10 protein-coding genes are annotated in these 16,803 nt (G+C 65.2%); 6 read left to right on the forward strand and 4 right to left on the reverse strand.

Features of this window, described 5'->3' with window-relative positions:
- Positions 1-135: 135 nt before the first annotated feature.
- Positions 136-444: a hypothetical protein gene (locus tag H7A19_02820; protein MCP5473753.1), complete on the forward strand. Its 309-nt coding sequence runs from the start codon at positions 136-138 to the stop codon at positions 442-444.
- A gap of 106 nt (positions 445-550) precedes the next feature.
- Here H7A19_02820 and H7A19_02825 read toward each other — a convergent pair whose 3' ends face one another.
- A complete protein-coding gene (locus tag H7A19_02825) occupies positions 551-1,834 on the reverse strand; it encodes an acetyl-CoA C-acetyltransferase (GenBank protein ID MCP5473754.1) in 1,284 nt (427 codons plus the stop codon).
- Between the two features lie 518 nt (positions 1,835-2,352).
- Here H7A19_02825 and H7A19_02830 point away from each other — a divergent pair.
- Entirely contained in the window at positions 2,353-3,483 is a 1,131-nt protein-coding gene (locus H7A19_02830; GenBank protein ID MCP5473755.1) for a hypothetical protein, read from the forward strand.
- Between the two features lie 218 nt (positions 3,484-3,701).
- Positions 3,702-7,928 (forward strand): ATP-dependent RNA helicase HrpA, encoded by a 4,227-nt coding sequence (hrpA, locus tag H7A19_02835; protein ID MCP5473756.1) that lies wholly within the window; start codon positions 3,702-3,704, stop codon positions 7,926-7,928.
- Between the two features lie 285 nt (positions 7,929-8,213).
- Here the strand turns inward: hrpA and H7A19_02840 are convergent, their stop codons facing one another.
- Positions 8,214-9,272: a restriction endonuclease gene (locus H7A19_02840; protein MCP5473757.1), complete on the reverse strand. Its 1,059-nt coding sequence runs from the start codon at positions 9,270-9,272 to the stop codon at positions 8,214-8,216.
- 391 nt (positions 9,273-9,663) lie between these two features.
- Here H7A19_02840 and ilvD point away from each other — a divergent pair, with 391 nt between their 5' ends.
- From ilvD to H7A19_02855, 3 genes are all read left to right on the forward strand, one after another.
- Positions 9,664-11,322 (forward strand): dihydroxy-acid dehydratase, encoded by a 1,659-nt coding sequence (ilvD, locus tag H7A19_02845; GenBank protein ID MCP5473758.1) that lies wholly within the window; start codon positions 9,664-9,666, stop codon positions 11,320-11,322.
- A 179-nt stretch (positions 11,323-11,501) separates the two neighbouring features.
- Entirely contained in the window at positions 11,502-12,515 is a 1,014-nt protein-coding gene (ilvC, locus tag H7A19_02850) for a ketol-acid reductoisomerase (GenBank protein MCP5473759.1), read from the forward strand.
- 249 nt (positions 12,516-12,764) lie between these two features.
- On the forward strand, positions 12,765-13,631 hold the full coding sequence (locus H7A19_02855; protein ID MCP5473760.1) for an aminotransferase class IV: 867 nt from the start codon (positions 12,765-12,767) through the stop codon (positions 13,629-13,631).
- Positions 13,632-13,870: 239 nt separating this feature from the next.
- On the opposite strand, the gene H7A19_02860 is transcribed toward H7A19_02855, so the two are convergent.
- Positions 13,871-14,326, reverse strand: coding sequence for a helix-turn-helix domain-containing protein (locus tag H7A19_02860; protein ID MCP5473761.1), 456 nt, complete (start codon positions 14,324-14,326; stop codon positions 13,871-13,873).
- Between the two features lie 496 nt (positions 14,327-14,822).
- Positions 14,823-16,685, reverse strand: a complete 1,863-nt coding sequence (sppA, locus tag H7A19_02865) for a signal peptide peptidase SppA (GenBank protein ID MCP5473762.1) — start codon at positions 16,683-16,685, stop codon at positions 14,823-14,825.
- Positions 16,686-16,803 lie beyond the last annotated feature (118 nt).

Below are 16,803 nucleotides of genomic sequence, written 5' to 3' on the forward strand. Positions count from 1 at the left end.
CAATTCCACTGAATGGACGTGGCGGCGTTGACGATTAGATACCGGACGGCGCGCGCAGGACTCTGGAACTCGCTAACATCCAGCGCACGCGACATCGATGCGTCGCCGGTTTCAAGTACTCGAGGAGGAACACCCGTGAGCTTTCGTTTTTCAGCAATGTTGTTGCTCGTGCTTTGCGCCAGCGCAGCTCAGGCCCAGCAGGGCGTGAACCCGAAACAGATGTCGGAGGAAGAGCGCGCAGAGATCAATGCCCAGCGTCGCGCCGGTTGCAAGGCCCACGCCGAGAATCTGAAGATGCTCAAGGGCGATGGCCGCTTCATGATCGAAGAGAACGGCAAGCAGCGCGAGTTGACCCAGGCCGAGCGCGATGGCCAGATCGCCGAGACCGAGAAAATCCTCGAGACCTATTGCGGCGAGAAGCCCAAGGGTGATGCCGCCGGTTGATTGGCGCTGACCCGCCGCGCACCTTGGACGACTTGGGGCGCAGGGCCTGGATGGCACCGCCCTATCGTCACGCAGGCCGCGATGGGGCCAACGTGAGCTACGCGGGCTAGCGCCGTTCGATGATCGCGGCGACGCCCATGCCGCCGGCGGCGCAGGCCGTGACCAGCACGCGTCCACCCCCGGTATCCTTCAGCAACCTGGCGGCGCCCGCGATCATGCGTGCACCGGTGGCGGCAAAGGGATGACCGATGGCGAGGCTGCCGCCGGCAATGTTGAGCTTGTCGCGATCAATCGCGCCCAGCGGTGCACCGAGGCCGAGACGTTCGCGGCAGTAAGTCGCTGACTCGAAAGCCGCCAGCGTGCACAGCACCTGCGCCGCGAAGGCCTCGTGGATCTCGAACAAATCGAAATCGGCAAAGCTGAGGCCGTTGCGTTGCAGCAGTCGCGCGACTGCTACCGTTGGCGCCATCAGCAGGCCCTCGCCACCGACGAAATCCACGGCTGAGACTTCGGCATCGACCAGATGCGCCAGCACCTCGCGGCCCTCGGCAGCGGCCCAGTCAGGTGCTGCCAGCAGCACGGCACTGGCGCCATCAGTCAGCGGCGTGGAGTTGCCCGCGGTCAGTGTGCCCTGGCCGGATTTGCGATCAAAGGCGGGCTTCAGCGAGGCCAGTTTGTCGAGGCTGGTGTCGGGCCTGAGGATGTTGTCGCGCTTCTGGCTGCGGAAGGGCGCGATCAGATCATCGTAAAAGCCGCGCTCAAATGCCGTATGCGCCTTCTGATGGCTGTCGAAGGCCAGTTGATCCTGATCCCTGCGGCTGATGCCCCAGGTCTTGGCCATCATCTCGCAATGTTCACCCATGCTCTTGCCGGTGCGCGGTTCGCTGACCGCCGGGGCGACCGGCTTGAGCTCGCCGAAGCCGAAACCCTTGAAGGCGCGCAAGCGCTCGCCGAAAGTCCTGGCGCGATTCACGGCCAGCATCCGCGCATTCAGTTCACGGCTCAGCACCAGCGGCACCTCGCTGGCGCTGTCGCTGCCACCGCCGATGCCGGTTCGGATCTGACCCAGCGCGATCTTGTTGGCGACCACGATCGCCGATTCGAATCCGGTGCCGCAGGCGCGTTGCAGGGTCAGGCCAGGGGTGGTGTGCGCCAGTCCGGAGCCGAGCGCGATCTCTCGGGCCAGATTCCAGTCCCGCGAGTGCTTCAGGACTGCGCCGAAGGCGAGTTCGCCCAGTTCCAGGCCCTTGAGGTCGAAACGATCAACCATGCGATTGACCACTTCCGTGCCCAGCGCCAGGTTGCAGAGGTCGACATAGGCGGTGTTCTGACGGCAGAAGGGGATGCGCAAGCCACCGAGAATGGCGGCCAGAGGACGGCGCTCGGACATGGCAGACACTCCCTGCGGTCAAGAGTACCAGTGTAGACCAGTGCCGGCTTGCGCGCGCAGCGCGGGTTGTTGGTTGTCGGTTGTCGGTTGGAGCTGGATCACGCGGAGGCGCGGAGGCCGCGGGGAGAAACTGCAATGGGGCTGGTTCAGTGGACAGTCGGTGAGCCCCTGCTCAGCGGCGACTGCGCTGCCCTGCCGGCGTCATTGCGCGCAGCGAAACAATGAGGTCAGCGCTTGTGGGTCCAGACTTGTCTGCTTGTGGGTCCCGACTTGTCTGTGTGGACCCACAATAGCGCCGAAGCCCGTAGCCTTTCCCCGTGCCCCGTGCCCCGTGCCCCGTGCCCCGTGCCCCGTGCCCCAACCACCAACCGACAACCGACAACCGACAACCACCAACCGACAACCACCAACCGACAACCGACAACCGACAACCGACAATCGACCGCCCCACCCACCGACACCCTGTTCGCGCCACCTGCGCTATCGTCCGCGCCCTTGAAGTGGGTGTTGGAGCTGGGATGGCGACGGTCTGGATGGGGGTGCTGGCGCTGGAGCCGGTGGCGGGGGCCTTGCCGCAGCGGCACCTGCTGACGCGGGCGACGGCCGAGGGGCTGATGGCGGCGATGGGCGCGCAACTGGCGCGCTTCCTGCCACCCGAACACGACTACGGCTTTGTCTGGTCGGCGGCCCTGTACGACCCGGCGCAACTGCTGCGCCCGGGGTTTCCGGTGCATCAGGAGCTGGGAAATCTGTTTCTGGCCGGACAGCGTGCCGGCGTGGCCGCGGGCCACAGTTTGACGCTGTGCGAGCGCGACGGGCGAATGCCCACGGCCCTGCTGGAGCCGGACGTGGCGATCGGCGGCGGCACGCTGTTCACGATTCCGGTGGCGATCACCGGCAGCGATGACGCCATTGCCGCGGCTACCGAGCGACTGGAAATCGATCTATACGGGCAGGGCCTGGCCGATGCCGCGATCGTGTACGAACTGGCGCGCGATCTGGGACTGTCCTTCGAGCATGTGCGACTGATGTCCTTGCTGGACCTCTCGGCGATGATGGCGGCTCAACTCGAACACATCGGGTTCGGTTTTGCCTGGCAACTGATCGAGGAGCGGCTGTATGGCAATCCGTCGCAGTGCCTGGAAGTGAGCACGGCGCTGGGGCAGTCACTGAAGCTGGATGACGGCGCGGTCTGGCTGTCCTTTCTGCCGTATTCGCTGTATGCGCGGCAGAATGCCGGCCTCGGTGATCAACGCTTGAACGAATATGTGGCGCAGCTGCATGAGTTTCGTCAGCTGCAGGGGCTGCTGGCAGCGCACGGCATGATTGTACGGGTGCGTCTGCCGCAGGCGGACACCGGGCATGCCTGCTCGCGCCAGAACGATGATTTCGTCATCGAGAGTCTGAGTGCCAACGCGCCCGTGCGCGCCTGCCTGCACGAGGCTGCCGGACTCGGTGCGATCGCGCTGACGCTGGTCGATGCCGCCGGTGCCGCGGTCGAGCATCGCTATCCGCTATCGGCGGCGGCAATCGGGCGCTTTCGCGACGAGGCCCGGGCGCAGCAATGGCCGATCGAGCGCCTGGGACGCGTCGTCCTCAGCACGGACGGCGAGGATTTGGCTGCACCCTCGGAGGGTGTTCGCCACTAACCAGAGCCCTCTTGTCCGCCAAGGACGCCAAGAAGAGCGGAAGGGAAGCGGAAGAGATTGGACATGGTTGAGTTTGGGCGAACAAGGCCAATGTGCGTTGACCACGACGTTGGAGTCCGTGAATCTGGCTGCAGGTCCGCTGGAGGCAAGGTGTGCCCGGAAGCCCGACTTTCCAAGGCTCTGCTTCGCGTCCTTTGCGGACCCATGCTCTACGCCCGATGACCCAGCAAATCCGCCAGTTGCGCCAAAGACTCAGCCAGGGCATGGCCGCGGACTTCCCGCGCCTGCGCCGGGATCTGGATCGATGGCGGGCCGATGCGCCGGACGCCGATCAACGCCTGGCACGGCTGGCCGAGCAGATCGAGGCCTCGGCGCTGCGCAGCGAGTTGCGCCGCGCGCGAGTGCCGGAGATTTCAGTACCTGAAGATCTGCCCATTGCCACCCGGGCCGACGAGATTGTCGAAGCGATCCGTGCCCATCAGGTGGTCGTTGTTGCGGGCGAGACCGGCTCGGGCAAGACCACGCAGCTGCCCAAGCTGTGTCTGGCCGCCGGGCGCGGGCTGGCCGGGCTGATCGGTTGCACCCAGCCACGGCGGATCGCCGCCAAGAGCATCTCCAGACGTGTCGCGGAAGAGCTGAAGTCGCCACTAGGGCAGCTGGTCGGCTTCGCCGTGCGCTTTCAGGATCAGGTCAACGAGGACACCCTGATCAAGTTCATGACCGACGGCATTCTGCTGGCGGAGACCCAGTCCGATCGCTTCCTGCGCCGCTATGACACGCTGATCATCGACGAAGCGCACGAGCGCAGTCTCAACATTGATTTCTTGCTGGGCTACGTCAAGCGCCTGTTGCCCCGGCGCCCCGATCTGAAGGTCATCATTACCTCGGCGACTATCGATACCGAGCGCTTCTCGCAGCACTTCGGCAATGCGCCAGTGATTTCGGTCGAGGGCCGCGGCTATCCGGTCGAGGTGCGCTGGCGTCCGATCGAGGGGGATCGCGAAGAGCGCGGCGACTCCGGCCTGTACCAGGCCATCGCCAGTGCCAGCGAAGAGCTGGCGGCTACCGATCCGCGCGGCGACATCCTGGTGTTCCTGCCCGGCGAACGCGAGATCCGCGACGCCCACAAGGCGCTGGAGAACCGTCGCTACGCCCACACCGAGGTATTGCCGCTGTACGCACGACTGTCCGGTGCGGCCCAGGATCGGGTGTTTCAACCCGGTCCGCAGCGGCGCATCGTGCTCGCCACCAATGTGGCCGAGACCTCGATCACGGTGCCGCGCATCCGCTTCGTCATCGATAGCGGCATCGCCCGGGTCAACCGCTACAGCCAGCGCAACAAGGTGCAGCGACTGCAGATCGAGCCGATTTCGCAAGCCTCGGCCAACCAGCGTGCCGGTCGCTGCGGACGTCTCTCTGCTGGCATTGCCGTGCGCCTCTACGACGAAGCCGATTACCAGAAACGCCCGGAATACACCGACCCCGAGCTGCTGCGTTCCTCCCTGGCCGGCGTGATCCTGCGCATGCTCGATCTGGACCTCGGCGACCCGGCCGACTTTCCCTTTCTCGACCCGCCGAGTGAGCGCGCCCTGCAGGATGGCTTCCTGCTGTTGCGGGAAATTGCAGCCATCGACGAGCGCAAGCGACTGACGCCGATCGGCCACGACATGGCCAAGCTGCCCATCGATGTGCGCCTGGCACGCTTCCTGATCGCCGCCCGTGACGCCCGCGTGCTCGACGAGGCCCTGGTGATCGCCGCCGGGCTGTCGATCCAGGACCCGCGCGAGCGCCCGGCCGAGGTACGCGGCCTGGCGGATGCCGCGCATCAGGCCTTCGTCCACGACAAGAGCGACTTTCTGACCCTGCTGCAGCTGTGGCAGGCCTACAACCACGAACACGAGGAACTCACCCAGAGCCGTCTGCGCGACTGGTGCAAGAGCCATTTCCTGTCCTATTTGCGCATGCGCGAATGGCGTGAGCTGCATCGGCAGTTGCTGTTGATCGTGCGCGAGCGAGGGTGGGGCTCTGCCGCGGATGTTTTGTCCAAAGAGCATGGTCCGCAAAGGACGCAAAAAACGCAAAGGGGAGCAAGAGCAGATTCATCAGGTAAACGCTCTTCCTTTGCGCCCTTTGCGCCCTTTGCGGACAAAAATACTCTTGGCGGCGGCTCGCCTGCGGAGACCGCCCTCACCGACCCCCGCGCCTATGAGGCCTTGCATCGGGCGCTGTTGACGGCGTTCGTGACTCAGGTGGCGCGCAAGGATGACAAGGTGCGCTATCGCGGGCCGCGGGGGCGGGCGCTGCAGATCTTTCCGGGTTCCGGGCAGGCCAAGTCGGGGCCGAACTGGATTGTGTCGGCGACGCTGCTGGAGACTGAAAAGCTGTACGCGCTGATGGTGGCCCGTATCGAGGCTGGCTGGATCGAGGCGGCGGCCGCGCATCTGAGCAAGCGTCATTGCTACGAGCCCAGCTGGGATGAGAAGGGCGGGCGCGCGGTCGGTTTCGAGGACATCAGCCTGTATGGACTGCCGATCATCCAGCGCCGACGCATTGCCTTTGGTCCGGTCGATCCTGCGGCCGCGCGGCAGCTGTTCCTGCGCCATCAGCTGGTGCGTGGCGAAGGTCCGGCGCGGCATCCGGTGTTGGCGCACAACGCCGCCATGCGCGAGCAGGCCAGGGCCAAGGAAGAGAAGCTGCGTCGACGCGGGCTGCTGAAGGACGAGGAACAGCTGGCCGAGTGGTTCGAGTCGCGTTGTCCGGCCGAGATCATCGACTCCCACGGCCTGCTGCGCTGGCTCAAGCAGGCAACGCCGGCCGAGCAGGCCGCCCTGAAGCTGAGCCTGGACGATCTGGTCATTCCCAGCGCGCAGGGTGATGAGGGTTTCGATTTTCCCGACGCGCTGGAGGTGCAAGGCGCGCGGCTGCGGCTGGAGTATCACTTCGATCCCAATGGCGATCGCGATGGCGTGACCGCGACCGTGCGGCTGGCCGTGCTGCTGGGATTGAGCGAGGCCGAGATCGACTGGTTGGTGCCGGGGCTGCGTGAGGACAAGGCGGCGGCGCTGATCAAGAGCCTGCCGAAAGCCCTGCGTCGGCACGTGGTGCCGGCTCCGGACTTCGCCCGCGCCTTCCTCGAAGCGGTGAGGCCACGGAGCGCGCCTTTTGCGGTCGCGCTGGCGGCCTACCTCAGCCAGGTCGCAGGCATCGATATCCGCGAGTCTGATTTCGACATCAGTACCTTGCCGGCCTATCTGAGTTTCAATCTGCGCATTGTCGACGAGCACGGCAAGGTGCTGACCGAGGAGCGCGATCTCGCCGCTGTGAAGGAGCGCTTTGCCGAGGCCGCACGGGCCGCCTTTGCCGAGCGTGTCGACGCCGAGTTCCAGCGTGACCACCTCAGCGATTGGCCACTGGACGAGTTGCCGCTGGAAATCAGCGCCGAGGGTGGCGCACGCGCCTTTCCGGCCCTGTATGACGACGGTCAACAGGTCGGCCTGCGGGCCTATGCCGATGTGGCCGAAGCCATGGCGGCCCATCCACGCGGTGTGCGCCGGCTGGTGCTGATCCAGATCGATGACCAGCTGCGCTACTGGCAGCGACACCTGAAACTGTCGGCCGACGCGCAGATGGCCTATGGCGTGGTCGACAGCATCGAGCGGCTGCGGCGTGATGTGATCGAGGCTGCGGTAGATCGGGTGTTGGCAGACTCCCCGCAACAACCGAAACCAAAACCGAAGCCGGAAGCTGCAAAGGTACGCGCGCAGGACGTGCGCGACTTCAAGGCGCTGGCGAGTGCCGTTCGCAGACCCGCCGACAACCCCGCTGCCGGTAGGAGCGACCTTGTGTCGCGACCGGCAGCTGCGCACGCTGAACTGGTGGGAGACGCAGCGCACAGCGGTCGCGACGCGAGGTCGCTCCGACGAGAGCAGCCCGGGATCCGCACTCGGGCCGAATTCCAGGCCTTGCTGGCACGGATGCGCCGCGACCTCGGGCCCGAGGTGCAGCAACTCGGCACGCGCGTCGATGCCGTGCTCAAGGCGATCAAGCAGTTGCGCGCCGAGCTGACGCCGCCCTTGATGGGCTTCGCCACCGCCAACCTCGCCGATGCCCGTGAACATCTGGAGGCGCTGGTGCATCCGGGCTTCGTTGCCGAGGTCGGATTCGAGCGCCTTGAGCACTACCCGCGTTATCTGGAAGCGCTGCGACTGCGGGTCGAACGCCTGAAACGTGATCCCGGCAAGGATCAGGCGCGGCTGCTGGAAGTGCAGCCCTTCTGGCGGACCTGCCAACGTCTGATGCAGGCCAGACCGGGCGATCCGGAGGTCGAAGCGCTGCGTTGGCTGATCGAGGAATTCCGGGTGTCGCTGTTTGCCCAGGAACTGGGAACCGCCGAACCGGTGTCGGCCAAGCGCATCGCCAAGCGGATGGAGCAGGTCGGGGGCTGAGCGCGCGCTTCCGTAGGAGCGGATTCATCCGCGACTGTCAGCGTGTCATTCGCGGATGAATCCGCTCCCACAGGGGGCGCCTGTAGGCTGGCAATGACACCGGATCTTGCAGGTCCAGACTCGTCTGGACGCTTGTCCTGCCTCGTCAGGGCGAAGGCGTTCGGACAAGTCCGAACCTATCAAGAGCCTCCAGCCTTGTAGCCTTTCCCCGTGCCCCGTGCCCCGTGCCCCGTGCCCCGTGCCCCGTGCCCCGTGCCCCGTGCCCCGTGCCCCGTTTCCCTCGCCCTATCGGCAGCCAACCACCCCCTTGCTGGCCTCGAAGCCATGATTGCCGATCACCTGATAGCGGACTTCGACGCCCGCGCCCAGGCCGGCAGCTTCGAGCGCGCTGCAGATCTGTTCGCCCGACGACGATCCTGGCCCGATCGCCGATTGCACCGACATCTGCACCTGGCCATCGCTGCTCCACCAGGCCTCGCGCACGTCGCTCAGCGATTCCAGATCGGCGATCAACTGATCGCGCGCCGGGTCGCCGTCGGCGCCTTGGCCATAGGCAGCGCCGGAGTCGCTTTCGGTGGATGCGCCGTGTGCGCTGGCAGGCGCGGCACGCTCCGCGGTGATGGCATCAGGTGGCGAAGGTGGCGCCAGTAATTCGGGAGGCTGTGCCGATTCGGGCGTTGGTGGTGACACATTTGCGGCCGGCGCCGCGCGCGCTCGTGCCCATGGCTGCGGAGAGTCGGCCAACAGTTGCCAGGCCAACAGCAGCGCGAGAACGCCAAGTGCCAGTCCGCTCAGCAGCGGCAGGCCGATGCGGAGGACGCGCAACAGGCTGATACGGATGCCGGCACGCCGACGCAGTTCGGGAGCAAGCGCCGGTTCCACCAGGGCCCAGAGCCCGGCGCCATCGACCACGCGCAGGCGCTCGCCTCGGGTCGAGCGCTTGAGACTGTCGCTGCAATAGCCAGCGCTGACCAGGATGCCGCCGGCCACGGCGGCGCTGTCGACCGCGTGCATCAGCGAACGGACATGTTCCGACTCGATCTGCTCGTCGCGGCGATGGCGGCAATCGACCAGCCACTCCAGACCCTCGCTGTGGACCCGCAGTCGCGGGCCATCGGCGCTGTCTGCCCGGTTCTGCACCCGGTGACCCTTGTGGGTCCAGGCCCTGGCCAGCAGGTCGGTGAAGCCCTGTGTATCCAGCGGTCCGAGCACGCCCAGGCCGGCGCGCGCTTCGGGCAGATCCCTCTCCACCCACAGTCGTGCTGCCAGCATCAGCGCGCCGATCGCCAGCGAGGATGACAAAACCAGGGCAAGGTAGGCTGGCAGTGCGGGTAGATCCAGCATTGTGCTTGCTGCTCCTGTACGGCGGATTTCCGTGTCCAGACCGACACTTGTCTACGCCATCGCTGGCAACTCCGGGCTGAACGGCAGAACGGTTCCTTTGTCCTAATGCGCTAGCGCATCGAACTTTGGTTGGTCTGCTCTACTAAAAGGCTTGACAACCCCCACACCCCGACCTGTACCTTTGCTGCCATGCACAACGACTTCACCTCGACCCAGCTGAACCCCGGCCTGCTCACGGTCGGCTCGCTAGTTGTAGTAGTCGTCATTACTGAGCGCCAAGTGCAGGCCGCCTAGCCGTACGGACAGACCCAGGGCCCTGCACTCGGACGAGAAACCGGGGCCACGAGCAATCGCCCCGGACCGACGCAGAGCCTCCTACACCGGAGGTTTCATGCAAAGCGACAACATCAAGGCTTTTCCCGATCGAGCCCCGGCCCGGGCCATGCTGCGCGCCACGGGACTGAGTACGGCCGATCTGGAAAAGCCTCTGATCGCGGTGGTCAGCACCTTCAGCGATGTCACCCCGTGCAATATGCATTTGCGTGAACTCGCGGCCGCGGTCAAGGACGGCGTGCGTGCGGCCGGCGGTACGCCGATCGAAGGCAACACCATCGTCGTCTCCGACGGCATCAGCATGGGCACATCAGGCATGCGTGCCAGCCTGGTATCGCGCGACTGGATCGCGGATACCATCGAATTGTTCGTGCGCGGCCATTCCTTCGACGGCGTCGTGGTGCTCACCGGCTGCGACAAGACCATCCCGGCCGCCGCCATGGCCTTGGGACGTATCAACATTCCCGGCCTGGCGCTCTATGGCGGTTCGATCATGCCGGGCCGCTTCCAGGGTCGCGATGTCACCATCCAGGATGTGTTCGAAGCGGTCGGTGCCTGCGCTGCCGGCAGGATGAGCCATGAGGAGCTACGTGATCTGGAGGGCAAGGCCTGTCCGGGTGCAGGTGCCTGTGGCGGCCAGTTCACGGCCAACACCATGGCCACGGCGCTGGCCTTTCTGGGTATAGCCAGCATGGATGGCACCGATCTGCCGGCGCTGCATCCGGACAAGCCCGCGGCTGCGCAGGCTGCCGGTCGGGCGGTCATGGACATGGTGCGCTCCGGGTTGACCCCGCGCCAGATCATGACCGCAGAAGCCTTCGAGAACGCCATTTCCGCGGTGATGGTCACCGGCGGTTCCACCAATGCCGTGTTGCATCTGCTGGCCATTGCCCGCGAGGTTGGCGTGCCCCTGACGCTGCAGGATTTCGATCGCCTCAGCCGCAGTACCCCGGTACTGGCCGATCTCAAGCCCGGTGGCAAATACGCTGCACCGGACATGACCCTGGCCGGCGGGCTGCGCCTGGTGGCGCAGCGCCTCAAGCAGCAGGGGCGATTGCACAATGGCCTGACCGTCAGCGGTCAGCAGATGCACGCCGAAGCTGATGCGGCTGTCGAACGTGACGGTCAGAAAGTGCTGCGGCCGTGGAGCCAGCCGATCAAGCCCGAGGGTGGCATCGCCATTCTGCGCGGCACGCTCGCGCCTGAGGGCTGCGTGGTCAAGCTGGTCGGGCACGATCGCCGCCAGCACATCGGTCCGGCGCGGGTATTCGACAATGAGCCTGATGCCTTTGCGGCCGTGCAGGAGGGCTGCATCCAGGCCGGCGACATCATCGTCATCCGCCATGTGGGCCCGGCCGGCGCCCCCGGCATGCCGGAAATGCTGGCCGTCACCGCCGCGTTGATGGGCGTCGGTCTGGGCGATTCGGTGGCACTGGTCACCGATGGACGCTTCAGCGGCGCCACCCACGGCTTCATGGTGGGTCACGTGGCGCCGGAAGCGGCCAGAGGCGGGCCTATTGCATTGATCGAAGACGGCGATGTGATCACGCTGGATGTGGACCAGCGCATCCTCGACGTGGCCGCGCCGCTGGCCGATCGCGCCGTCAGCTACGTGCCCAAGGCGCCGACCGAGCTCTACGGCGTGCTGGCCAAGTACGCGCAACTGGTGGGTTCGGCGTCTGAAGGGGCGCCGACGCATCGAGGGGCGCGTGCGTGAATACGTTGTCAGTGGGCGCCTGGTGGCGCCCACGCCCGGTTTCCTGCAGGTACTCTGCCGGAGAGGTGAAACGTAAAACGTAAAACGTCAATCAGAGCGCGCTTCGAATTGACGTTTTACGTTTTGCGTTTGACTACTGCTTGCCCCTGTCCCCCAACCCCAGCCCCGAGGCCAATCCCATGACCAAACTCTATTCCGATCAAGATGTGCAACCCGAAGCCCTGAAGGGCCAACGTATCGTCATCCTGGGCTATGGCAGCCAGGGCCGTGCGCAGGCGATGAATCTCAAGGATTCGGGTTTTGACGTGACCATCGCCCTGCGTCCGGGTGGCAAGACCTGGGCCCAGGCCGAGGCCGATGGCTTCAAGCCCAAGGAACCGTCGGTGGCGCTGAAAGACGCCAACGTCATCTCCATGCTGCTGCCGGACACCGAACAGCCCAAGGCCTACCAGCAGTGGGTGGCGCCGAATCTGAAGGCCGGCACGTTGCTGATGTTCGCCCACGGCTTCAACGTGCATTACGGCACCATCGTGCCGCCCAAGGATGTGGACGTGGCGCTGGTGGCACCGAAGGCACCCGGCAAGCTGGTGCGCCGTCAGTACGAGGAAGGTCGCGGCGTGCCCAGCCTGATCGCCGTTCACCAGGATGCCACCGGCACCGCCAAGGCGCGGGCGTTGGCCTGGGCCTGGGGCGTGGGATCGGCGCACGCTGGCGTGCTGGAAACCACCTTTGCCGAAGAGACCGAGACTGATCTGTTCGGTGAGCAGGCCGTGCTCTGCGGCGGTGCCACCGAACTGGTCCAGGCCGGATTCGAAACACTGGTGCAGGCAGGCTACCAGCCGGAAGTGGCCTATTTCGAAGTGCTGCACGAGCTCAAGCTGATCGTCGATCTGCTGTACGAAGGCGGCATGGCACGGATGCACCAGTTCGTCTCCGACACCGCCAAGTACGGTGATCTGACCCGCGGTCCGCGCGTGGTCAACGGCGCTTCGCGCAAGGCCATGCGCGAGATCCTCCAGGAAATCCAGGACGGCACCTTCGCCCGCGAGTGGATCGCCGAAAACGCCAACGGCTGCCCCAACTACAAGGCTCTGCTGGAGCGTGATCTGGCCCACCCGATCGAGTCGGTCGGCAAGCGCCTGCGTGCGCGCATGAGCTGGCTGCAGGCTGGCGCGCAGGACAAGGCGGCGTAAGAAGCGGGGGCACGGGGAAAGGGGCAGGGGGCACGGGAAGTGCTGGGTTCGGACCCGTCCGAACCCACAAGATCCCGGCTTCTGTAGGTCCAGGCTTGTCTGGACGCTTGTCGGAACTTTGCCAAGAACGTCCAGACAAGTCTGAACCTACAAGAGCACGAACCCCGTAGCCTTTTCCCGTGCCCCGTGCCCCGTGCCCCGTGCCCCGTGCCCCGTGCCCCGTGCCCCGTAACACCCGAAGGAAGTTCCATGAGCCTGAAAATCTGGATCGACGGCGAACTCAAGTCCACCGAGGACGCCACCGTCAGCGTGCTGAGTCATGCCTTGCACTACGGCACGGGTGTGTTCGAAGGCATCCGCAGCTACCCCACGGCCCATGGTGCAGCGGTATTCCGCCTGCGCGAGCACATGGTGCGTATGCAGCGCGGCGCCGAAGCCCTGGGCATGGCTTTCGACATCGAAGCCTGCGAGGCGGCCATCCTCGACACCCTGCGCGTCAATGGACAGCGCCAGGCCTACGTTCGGCCGCTCGCGTGGCTGGCCGATGGTGGCCTGGGCCTGGACCTGGGCAAACAGACCGCGCACCTGATGGTGGCGACCATCGCATGGTCCAGCCATTTGGGCGGGCATCGCGTGCGCATGAGCGTGTCGCCCATGCGCCGCAACACCGCGCGAGCAATGCCGGCGCTCAAGCTCACCGGCGGCTATACCAACGCGACCATGGCCAAGCTCGAAGCCAGTCGCCGCGGTTTTGACGAAGCCCTGTTCGTCGATGACGACGGCCATGTCGTCGAATGCACCGGCGAGAACGTGTTCATGGTCAAGGGCGGCAAGGTCATCGCCTCCGAACACCCCGACGCGCTGGGCGGCATCACTCGCCAGACCGCCATCGAACTCACCCATGCAGAGGTGCGCCCGATCAGCCTGGCCGAACTCAAGCAAGCCGACGAAGTCTTCCTCACTGGCACCTCCGCCGAAATCTGCGCCGTCGCCGCCCTCGACGATCGCGAGTACGCCGACAACCCGGTCACTTGCGAACTCGCCGCCCTCTACCAGCGCATCGTCCACGGCGACGAAGACCGCTACCGCCATTGGCTGAGCGAGTACCAGGTCTAACCCGCATTTCTCACACCTGCGCGGGCAGATGCCCCCATTCTTCTAGTGAAAAAAGGGGATTCCGAGACACGCACCAGCCACAGAGTGTTTGGCTGCATCTGCCCGCGCAGGTGTGAGCAGTGCGGAATAGCTGCGCAATACACGCGGGACTGCAGGCCACGTAGCCCGCGCAGCGGGCTACGTGACGTCGGCTGGACAACTCATGCAACGGCCGGATGCTGTTGTGGGCGCGTGCCGCCCTACGCACCACGTTCGCGATGAAATCGACCGACCAGCTCAACGATCGCCACTGTCAAGGCGTGGCCGCTCACACCCACGGTCCACCAGATCATTGGCCAGCGCATCACTAAGTGCTCCCCACCCATGCCCAGGCTGATGCCGGCGAACAGGATCATGCCGAAGACGTAGCTGGCGAGGTGGATCCAGAAGGAGAGGCGCAACGCGGCTGCGCCCTTTTGCTGTTTCTGCTGGCTGCTCCGTGCAGCTTCAGACTTGGCATCGACGGTCAGCGCCATCACATCCACGCCGAAGGCAGAGGCCAGCGCCATCAGCGACTCGCGCGAGGCCTTGTCGCCGCCCTCGATTCTCTGCACAGTGCGAAGGCCAATGCTGGCGGTCTCAGCCAGATGCTCCTGTGACCAGCAGCGCTCTTCGCGCCAGCGCCTGTTTTTTGCGCCATCCGGGCTGTACTGCATGTTCTTGCTCCTGTTTGCGGCCAAGTATCGGCCCGGGCTCAGGGTGCCTGATCGAGGCAGATATGCAAGGTCAGGCCTGTGTCGCGGAGCCGTCAGCAGGCCGCCAAAGTCACGCCAGCCGGTTTGGGAGCGTCTACTTGTCCCGGCTTTGCTGCTCGCAGTCGTTGACAAGGCGACGCCAGGGCGCTGCAGGCCTGCCGCTCTTGTAGCCCGTTGTGCCGCGCAGCGGTTCAGCGGGGATCTTTGGCATCACCGCCCGGACAGCGCCGCGCGCAGTTCGGGCTACAAGCGCTTTTGTAGCCCGTTGTGCCGCGCAGCGGCTCAGCGGGGCTCTTTGGCGTCACCGCCCGGACAGCGCTGCGCGCAGTTCGGGCTACAAGAGCCAAGGCACCTGCTTTTCGCAGCCCGTTGTGCCGCGGAGCGGCTCAGCGGAGCCAGGGCACTGGCTTGAACCCACCCTGGTGCCGCAGGCAACGGCACCTGGGTCTTCGATTGCTCAGCGCAGTTCGCAGAAGCAGAAGGCGTAGGTAGCCATCGGTCGCTTTTCCCAGCCGTTGAGGATGGCCAGATCGTGATTGAGCTCGCGCGCCATCTGCGGCTGCAGCCAGCTCGGCAGCAGAGCGCTGGCGACGCTGGACTGGATCATGGCCCGAGCCCGTGAGTTCATGCTGACCATGAACTTCTCGAAACCGGTCAGTTCCTTCTCGACATAGACCACCTGGTAGCCATCGCTGCCCAGATTGGCGCGTTCAGCAGCATTGGCGATGGCGTCCTTGAGGCCGCCGAGCTGGTCGACCAGGCCACGCTCCAGCGCCTGGTTACCGCTCCACACGCGGCCCTGGGCAATCTCGTCAATCTCCTCGGGCGTCTTGCCGCGATTCTTGGCCACCTTCCCGATGAAATCCTGATAGCCGGCGTTGATCACCGACTGCAGCACGTCACCGATGCGCGGATCCAGGGGGCGACGCGGATCCAGCGCGCCGGCCAGCCAGGTGGTGGTGGTGCCTTCGCTGTGCAAGCCGAGCTTCTCCATGGTCTGGCTGGCATCCGGGAACAGGCCAAAGATGCCGATCGAACCGGTGATGGTGCTGGGCTCGGCGTAGATGGCGTCGGAGGTCATCGAGATCCAGTAGCCACCGGAGGCTGCCACATCGCCCATGGACACCACGACCGGCTTTCCAGCCGCGCGGGTCAGCTCCAGTTCGCGACGGATCAGTTCGGAGTCGAAGCCGCTGCCGCCGGGTGAATCCACCCGCAACACGACCGCCTTGATGTTCTTGTCCTCGCGCGCCTTGCGCACCAGCTCACTGGTGCTGCGACCGCCGATCATGCCCTGTGCCTGCTGGCCGCCGACGATCTCGCCCTGGGCCACGATCACGCCAATCTGGGTGGCGTCGCCAATCACCGGAATGGCCGGGAAGCGCTTCAGGTAAGCAGCCAGATTGACCTGCCGGAAGGTTTCCTTGTCGTCGTCCTTGGCGCCGGACGCAATCAGCATTTCCCGGATTTCGTCGGCGGTCTTGAGGCCATCGACCAGCTTCTCGTCGACAGCCAGCTTCGCCATGTCACCGTTGACGGCAGTAATACGCTGCGGCAGTTCGTCGATCATCGCGCGCAGTTCGGCGGTCTCCAGACCGCGGGCGGCGGCGATATCGTCGAGGAACACGGTCCAGACGTCCTCCAGCCAGTAGCGGTCGGCCTCTCGGGCGGCATCGGAAGGGCCGTCGAGCAGATAGGGCTCGACCGCGCTCTTGAACTTGCCGACGCGGAACACGTGCATCTGCAGGCCGATCTTCTCCAGTGCCGATCGGTAGTAGTTGCGATACCGGCCGAGGCCTTCCAGCAGCGCCATGCCATCGGGATGGATGTAGATCTCGTCGGCATGGGAGGCCAGGTAGTAGGCGCCCTGATCAAGGTAATCGCCATGGGCCACCACCTTCTTGCCGCTCTTGCGGAAGGCATCCAGGGCGCGACCCACTTCACGCAGCGTGCTGACGCCGGCTCCGCCGTAATTGTTGAGACTCAGCAGGATCTGGCTGATGTTGTCATCCTTGGCCGCCTCGTCCAGCGCCTTGAGCAGATCACGCAGTTGGGTTTCCGGCACTTCGTCGCCCAGGGCCTTGGCCAAGGCCACGTCGGCCGGACTGCCTGAGTATTGCTCGACGATCTCGCCCTTGATGTCCAGCACCAGGGTGGTGTTCTTCTGCAGATCCCTGTCGCCGCCGCCAAAGATGGCCATGACCACAAAGATCAGGATCAGCAGAAACACCAGATTTACCACCAGCCGGCGGGTGAAATCGAGTCCATTCCACAAGCCGCCAATCAGGCGGCGCAGGAAGCCGGGGCGCTTTTCAGCCATGCAGTACTCCTAGGGCTTTGAGTGCGCAAGCCTGCGCACAGTGGCGCCGATCATACGGTTTTGCGGGTGAAAACCGATGTCCCGTTGGTCACGTGAAAATGCTGTCAGCGGCGTTGGG

It is taken from the genome of Rhodanobacteraceae bacterium, assembly GCA_024234055.1.
Classification (GTDB): domain Bacteria; phylum Pseudomonadota; class Gammaproteobacteria; order Xanthomonadales; family SZUA-5; genus JADKFD01.

Bases quoted from the DNA above. Each gene is read 5' to 3' on its own strand.
- H7A19_02825 (MCP5473754.1), bottom strand. From the start codon at position 1,834: ATGTCCGAGCGCCGTCCTCTGGCCGCCATTCTCGGTGGCTTGCGCATC.
- H7A19_02830 (MCP5473755.1), top strand. From the start codon at position 2,353: ATGGCGACGGTCTGGATGGGGGTGCTGGCGCTGGAGCCGGTGGCGGGG.
- hrpA (MCP5473756.1), top strand. From the start codon at position 3,702: ATGACCCAGCAAATCCGCCAGTTGCGCCAAAGACTCAGCCAGGGCATG.
- H7A19_02840 (MCP5473757.1), bottom strand. From the start codon at position 9,272: ATGCTGGATCTACCCGCACTGCCAGCCTACCTTGCCCTGGTTTTGTCA.
- ilvD (MCP5473758.1), top strand. From the start codon at position 9,664: ATGCAAAGCGACAACATCAAGGCTTTTCCCGATCGAGCCCCGGCCCGG.
- ilvC (MCP5473759.1), top strand. From the start codon at position 11,502: ATGACCAAACTCTATTCCGATCAAGATGTGCAACCCGAAGCCCTGAAG.
- H7A19_02855 (MCP5473760.1), top strand. From the start codon at position 12,765: ATGAGCCTGAAAATCTGGATCGACGGCGAACTCAAGTCCACCGAGGAC.
- H7A19_02860 (MCP5473761.1), bottom strand. From the start codon at position 14,326: ATGCAGTACAGCCCGGATGGCGCAAAAAACAGGCGCTGGCGCGAAGAG.
- sppA (MCP5473762.1), bottom strand. From the start codon at position 16,685: ATGGCTGAAAAGCGCCCCGGCTTCCTGCGCCGCCTGATTGGCGGCTTG.